Source organism: Fibrobacter sp. (assembly GCF_017551775.1).
Classification (GTDB): domain Bacteria; phylum Fibrobacterota; class Fibrobacteria; order Fibrobacterales; family Fibrobacteraceae; genus Fibrobacter.
This window is the reverse complement of the sequence record NZ_JAFZKX010000096.1, coordinates 1-4,020: the sequence shown is the minus strand read 5'-3', so window position 1 is coordinate 4,020 and position 4,020 is coordinate 1. Positions and strand designations below refer to the sequence as shown.

Annotated in this window: 9 protein-coding genes; 1 reads left to right on the top strand and 8 read right to left on the bottom strand. The window is 53.9% G+C overall.

All coding sequences use genetic code 11. The annotated features are described in order from the left end of the window. Nucleotides 1-12: 12 nt before the first annotated feature. The 4 genes from IK012_RS11635 to lepB all read right to left on the bottom strand — a co-directional run bounded on the left by IK012_RS11635 (nucleotide 13) and on the right by lepB (nucleotide 1,827). Nucleotides 13-171, bottom strand: a complete 159-nt coding sequence (locus IK012_RS11635; protein ID WP_290954731.1) for a DUF4295 domain-containing protein — start codon at nucleotides 169-171, stop codon at nucleotides 13-15. A gap of 20 nt (nucleotides 172-191) precedes the next feature. Beyond that, nucleotides 192-374 carry a 50S ribosomal protein L33 gene (gene rpmG / locus IK012_RS11630; protein ID WP_290954728.1) on the bottom strand — a complete coding sequence of 61 codons (183 nt, stop codon included), beginning with the start codon at nucleotides 372-374 and terminating at the stop codon, nucleotides 192-194. A 12-nt stretch (nucleotides 375-386) separates the two neighbouring features. Further along, nucleotides 387-629 (bottom strand): 50S ribosomal protein L28, encoded by a 243-nt coding sequence (rpmB, locus tag IK012_RS11625; RefSeq protein ID WP_290954726.1) that lies wholly within the window; start codon nucleotides 627-629, stop codon nucleotides 387-389. 85 nt (nucleotides 630-714) lie between these two features. Further along, nucleotides 715-1,827, bottom strand: a complete 1,113-nt coding sequence (gene lepB, locus IK012_RS11620) for a signal peptidase I (RefSeq protein WP_290954737.1) — start codon at nucleotides 1,825-1,827, stop codon at nucleotides 715-717. Between lepB and IK012_RS11615 the strand changes: the two genes are divergently transcribed. After that, a complete protein-coding gene (locus IK012_RS11615) occupies nucleotides 1,769-2,002 on the top strand; it encodes a hypothetical protein (protein ID WP_290954740.1) in 234 nt (77 codons plus the stop codon). The genes lepB and IK012_RS11615 overlap by 59 nt on opposite strands. A 68-nt stretch (nucleotides 2,003-2,070) precedes the next feature. Here IK012_RS11615 and rplT read toward each other — a convergent pair whose 3' ends face one another. From rplT to IK012_RS11595, 4 genes are all read right to left on the bottom strand, one after another. Beyond that, nucleotides 2,071-2,415 carry a 50S ribosomal protein L20 gene (gene rplT / locus IK012_RS11610; RefSeq protein ID WP_290954723.1) on the bottom strand — a complete coding sequence of 115 codons (345 nt, stop codon included), beginning with the start codon at nucleotides 2,413-2,415 and terminating at the stop codon, nucleotides 2,071-2,073. Between the two features lie 79 nt (nucleotides 2,416-2,494). Continuing rightward, entirely contained in the window at nucleotides 2,495-2,689 is a 195-nt protein-coding gene (gene rpmI, locus IK012_RS11605; protein WP_290954720.1) for a 50S ribosomal protein L35, read from the bottom strand. 24 nt (nucleotides 2,690-2,713) lie between these two features. Beyond that, the gene (gene infC / locus IK012_RS11600; protein WP_367273792.1) at nucleotides 2,714-3,250 is read right to left on the bottom strand and encodes a translation initiation factor IF-3; all 537 of its coding nucleotides are present in this window, start codon (nucleotides 3,248-3,250) and stop codon (nucleotides 2,714-2,716) included. Nucleotides 3,251-3,351: 101 nt separating this feature from the next. After that, on the bottom strand, nucleotides 3,352-4,020 hold a 669-nt coding region (locus tag IK012_RS11595), incomplete at its 5' end, for a threonine--tRNA ligase (RefSeq protein WP_290954717.1).

Sequence of the window (4,020 nt, the reverse complement as noted above, 5' to 3'; positions counted from 1 at the left end):
TTACCTACTTTATTATTTCTTGAAGTAGTCGGCTACTTCGTCGGTAGGGACGAGTTCCTCTTGGAACGCGTAGGCACCCGTGCGCTCAGACTTGACCATCTTGATGCACTTCACCACATTTTTCAGCTGGGATTTGTCGCCGGAGAACGTTGCGACCGCTTTCTTTGCCATAGTATAATAAAGTTAGTGTGTTACTTGATCTCTTTGTGAACCGTGTAGCGCTTCAGATACGGATTGTACTTCTTCAGCTCGAGGCGCTCGTTCGTGTTCTTCTTGTTCTTGGTCGTGATATACCGGGAGATGCCGGGAACACCGCTTTCTCTCTGCTCGGTGCATTCAAGGATCACCTGAACTCTGTTACCTTTCTTTGCCATGTCAGTAAAAAATTAAACGATGTTGATCAAACCTTTCTCACGGGATTCCTTGAGGGTTTCAGCGAGACCGTTCTTGTAGATGGTCTTCATACCCTTGCAGGACACTTTCAGGGTCACGAAACGCTGTTCCTCTTCGAGCCAGAAACGTTTGGTCTTGAGGTTCGGGGCGAATTCGCGTTTAGTACGTCTCTTGGAGTGGGAAACGTTGTTTCCGATCACTCTTTTCTTTCCGGTAACTTGACAAACTCGTGCCATTGTCTATCTATTTTTTATTCTATTTTTCCAAAGGGGCTGCAAATATCTTGATTTTTCATCAAAAAACCAAATAAAAATTACTCATTTACAAAAACTTCAGCAAACGGCGCCAGCGGATGTTCCGGGGAAACTTCTGGTTCGCATCGGTCGACATCCAGATCACCCGGGGCTTGCCCACGATGTGGTCTTCGGGGACGAAACCCCAGTAACGCGAATCGAGCGAATTGTGACGGTTGTCACCCATCATGAAGTAGTAATCCATCTGGAACGTGTAGGAATCGGTCTCTTCCCCGTTGATCCGGTAGCGACCCTCCCCCACTTCTTCGAAGGAATTCCCTTCATACACCTCGATGATACGGCGGTAGAACGGCAGATTGTCGGCGGTCAGCACCACGGACTCCCCCTTTGCCGGAATCCACAGCGGACCATAATTATCGCGCGTCCAGCCCGTTGCCACGAAGGGGAACAACATCAGTTCCGAATCGGGATAATCGGGCGGATACACGTCGACATTCTGTTCGACGCTCACCACGTTGGCCAAAGCCTTCACTTTTTCGTATCTCTCGTCCGTGAGCGGCAGCGCGGGATAGCCCGGCAGCGTCTGGCTGTACCAGACCTCGCCCTGGTTGAATCCCATGTCGCGCAGCAGCACCGAATTGATGGCGGAACCGTCCGTGACCACACGGTACGTGTTCTGGATGCCAGGATAGCGCTCCTGCGGCTGGCCGTTCACAAAGACCCAGCCGTCGACGACCCGCAGCGTATCGCCCGCCACCGCCACGCAACGCTTCACATAATGGTCCTTCTTGTCCACCGGCCGGACCTTGATGGGCCCGTACATCTTCTCCGCGTACTCCCGCGAGGTCATGCGCACATGCGTGTAATAATCCTCGGCGGGGGCTTTGGCGAGCACCGTATCCCCGTGCGGGAACGAGAAGACCACGTAGTCGTTGCGCTGGACGTGGCCGAATCCCTTGATCCGCCGATACTTGAACTGCAGGGCGGTGGAGTAGCTCTCTTTCCCGGAGAAGGGCATGGTGTTGTGGACGAAAGGAACGGAAAGCGGCGTCTGCGGCAGCTTCGGGCCGTAGGCCGTCTTGCTGACGAAGAGATAATCACCCGTCAGGAGGGAACTCTCCATGGAGGAGGAAGGAATCTTGAAGGCCTGGAAGAAGAAGACGTTGATGAACGTGACCACGATCACGGCGAAGAGCAGGGCGTCCACCCAGCCCAGCGTCGTCTTGAGGCCACGGCTCTTCTGCGCGATCTTCTCAAACCACGCCTTGAGCCGCCGGCTCGCAGTAAACTCGAAAACCACGGGAAGGCCCAGGAGCCACCACCAGTTTCCGTGCCACGCGATCCACGCGACATAAAGTGCGGCCCAAATGGCGAACCGCACCCAAGATTTCTTATCTATTCCCTTGACGGTCAAGGCACAGAGCTATTTTACCGAATTGACGATAGCTTCGAAAGCCTGCGGATTGTTCATCGCGAGGTCAGCGAGGACCTTGCGGTTCAGACCCACATTCTGCTGGGCGAGCTTACCCATGAACTGGGAGTAGTTCATACCATGCTGGCGGGCAGCTGCGTTGATGCGGGTGATCCAGAGCGAACGGAAGTTGCGCTTCTTGGTCTTGCGGTCGCGGTACGCATAGGTGAGACCCTTCTCATAGGTATTCTTCGCTACGGTCCAGACATTTTTCCGGGCGAGGAAGTTACCGCGGGTTTCCTTCAAAACTTTCTTGCGGCGTGCCCTTGATGCGACACTGTTTACAGATCTAGGCATAATGGATTGGTTTTTTGGGCGTCAGCGCCCCGGCTCGCGGGGTCTTTTCGGCTGAACGTCCGGTTCTACAATAAATAAACTACTTGACTAACAAAGCTTTCACTCGTTTCACATCGACCTTGTCGATCATAGCGAAATGGTCGAGGTTTCTCTTCTGCTTCTTCGTCTTCTTGGTGAGAATGTGGCTGTGATAAGCGTGTTTTCTCTTGATTTTACCCGAACCGGTGAGCGTGAAACGCTTCTTCGAACCGGTGTTGGTCTTCAATTTAGGCATAACGTTTTGTTTATAAAAGTTGGTTTACTTCTTCTTCAGCGGGGCGATCATCATGATCATCCGTTTGCCTTCCAGTTTCGGCATCTGCTCGGCCTTTCCATATTCCTCCAGTTCCACGGCGAAGCGCAGGAGCAGCTTCTCGCCCTGTTCGGAGAAAAGGATGGAGCGTCCGCGGAAGAACACGTAGGCCTTGACCTTCGAGCCTTCCTGCAGGAAGCTCTTCGCGTGGTTGAGCTTGAACTGGAAATCGTGCTCATCGGTCTGCGGACCGAAGCGGATCTCCTTGATAACCACCTTGGAAGCGTTCGACTTCTGTTCCTTCGCCTTCTTTTTCTGCTGATAGACGAATTTCTGGTAGTCGAGGATCTTGCATACGGGAGGATCGGAATTCGGAGCGATCTCCACCAGATCCATTTCCCGTTCTTCTGCCATCTTCAACGCCTGTGCGAGCGGATAGATGCCCTGTTCAGGCACATTCTCACCCACCACGCGGACGCGTTGGGCGGTGATGGCATCGTTGATCCGAAGTCCGTCGTCTTTGTCTTTCCGGTTCTGCGGCAGGCGCTGATCCGGCTTGCGCGGGGCTTGCGGTTTCGGTTTCGGGGGTCTGTAGTTCGTTGCTATAATCTGGTCCTCCTGTAGGTTAAATGGTTAATATTAAATTATTTAAGTTCGTTTTCAATCTCACCCTTGATGTACTCCTGGAACGCCGCGAGGCTCATCACGCCCTTGTCTTCGCCGCCTTGCTTCCGAACGGAAACCGTCTCGGTCGCCTGCTCCTTCTCACCGACAATCAGCAAGAAAGGCATCCGTTTGAGCTCATTCTCGCGGATCTTCTTGCCAATCGTGACGTTACGGTCATCAATGGAGGCGCGAATTTCGGAATTATTCAACAAATCGCAAACTTTTTTTGCAAAATCGTTAAATTTTTCACTGACAGGGAGTATTGAGACCTGGTCCGGCGCCAGCCAGAGCGGGAGCTTGCCGCCCGTATGTTCGAGCAGCACGGCCACGAAACGCTCCATCGAACCGAACGGCGCGCGGTGGATCATCACCGGGCGGTGACGCTTGTCGTCGGCGCCCACGTACTCGAGTTCAAAGCGCTCCGGGAGGTTGTAGTCCACCTGGATGGTACCCAGCTGCCAGCTGCGGCCGATAGCGTCCTTCACCATGAAGTCGAGCTTCGGGCCGTAGAACGCTGCCTCGCCGTATTCCACCACGGTCGGCAGGCCTTTCTCGGCGGCCGCCTCGATGATGGCCGCCTCGGCTTTCTCCCAGTTCTCGTCGGAGCCGATGTATTTGCTTCGGTCCACCTTGTCGCGGAGCGACAC

What these genes read in the sequence shown, in the direction of transcription:
- IK012_RS11615 (WP_290954740.1), top strand. Translation starts at nt 1,769, where the DNA reads ATGGAGGAGGAAGGAATCTTGAAGGCCTGGAAGAAGAAGACGTTGATG.
- rpmG (WP_290954728.1), bottom strand. Translation starts at nt 374, where the DNA reads ATGGCAAAGAAAGGTAACAGAGTTCAGGTGATCCTTGAATGCACCGAG.
- rplT (WP_290954723.1), bottom strand. Translation starts at nt 2,415, where the DNA reads ATGCCTAGATCTGTAAACAGTGTCGCATCAAGGGCACGCCGCAAGAAA.
- rpmB (WP_290954726.1), bottom strand. Translation starts at nt 629, where the DNA reads ATGGCACGAGTTTGTCAAGTTACCGGAAAGAAAAGAGTGATCGGAAAC.
- IK012_RS11635 (WP_290954731.1), bottom strand. Translation starts at nt 171, where the DNA reads ATGGCAAAGAAAGCGGTCGCAACGTTCTCCGGCGACAAATCCCAGCTG.
- rpmI (WP_290954720.1), bottom strand. Translation starts at nt 2,689, where the DNA reads ATGCCTAAATTGAAGACCAACACCGGTTCGAAGAAGCGTTTCACGCTC.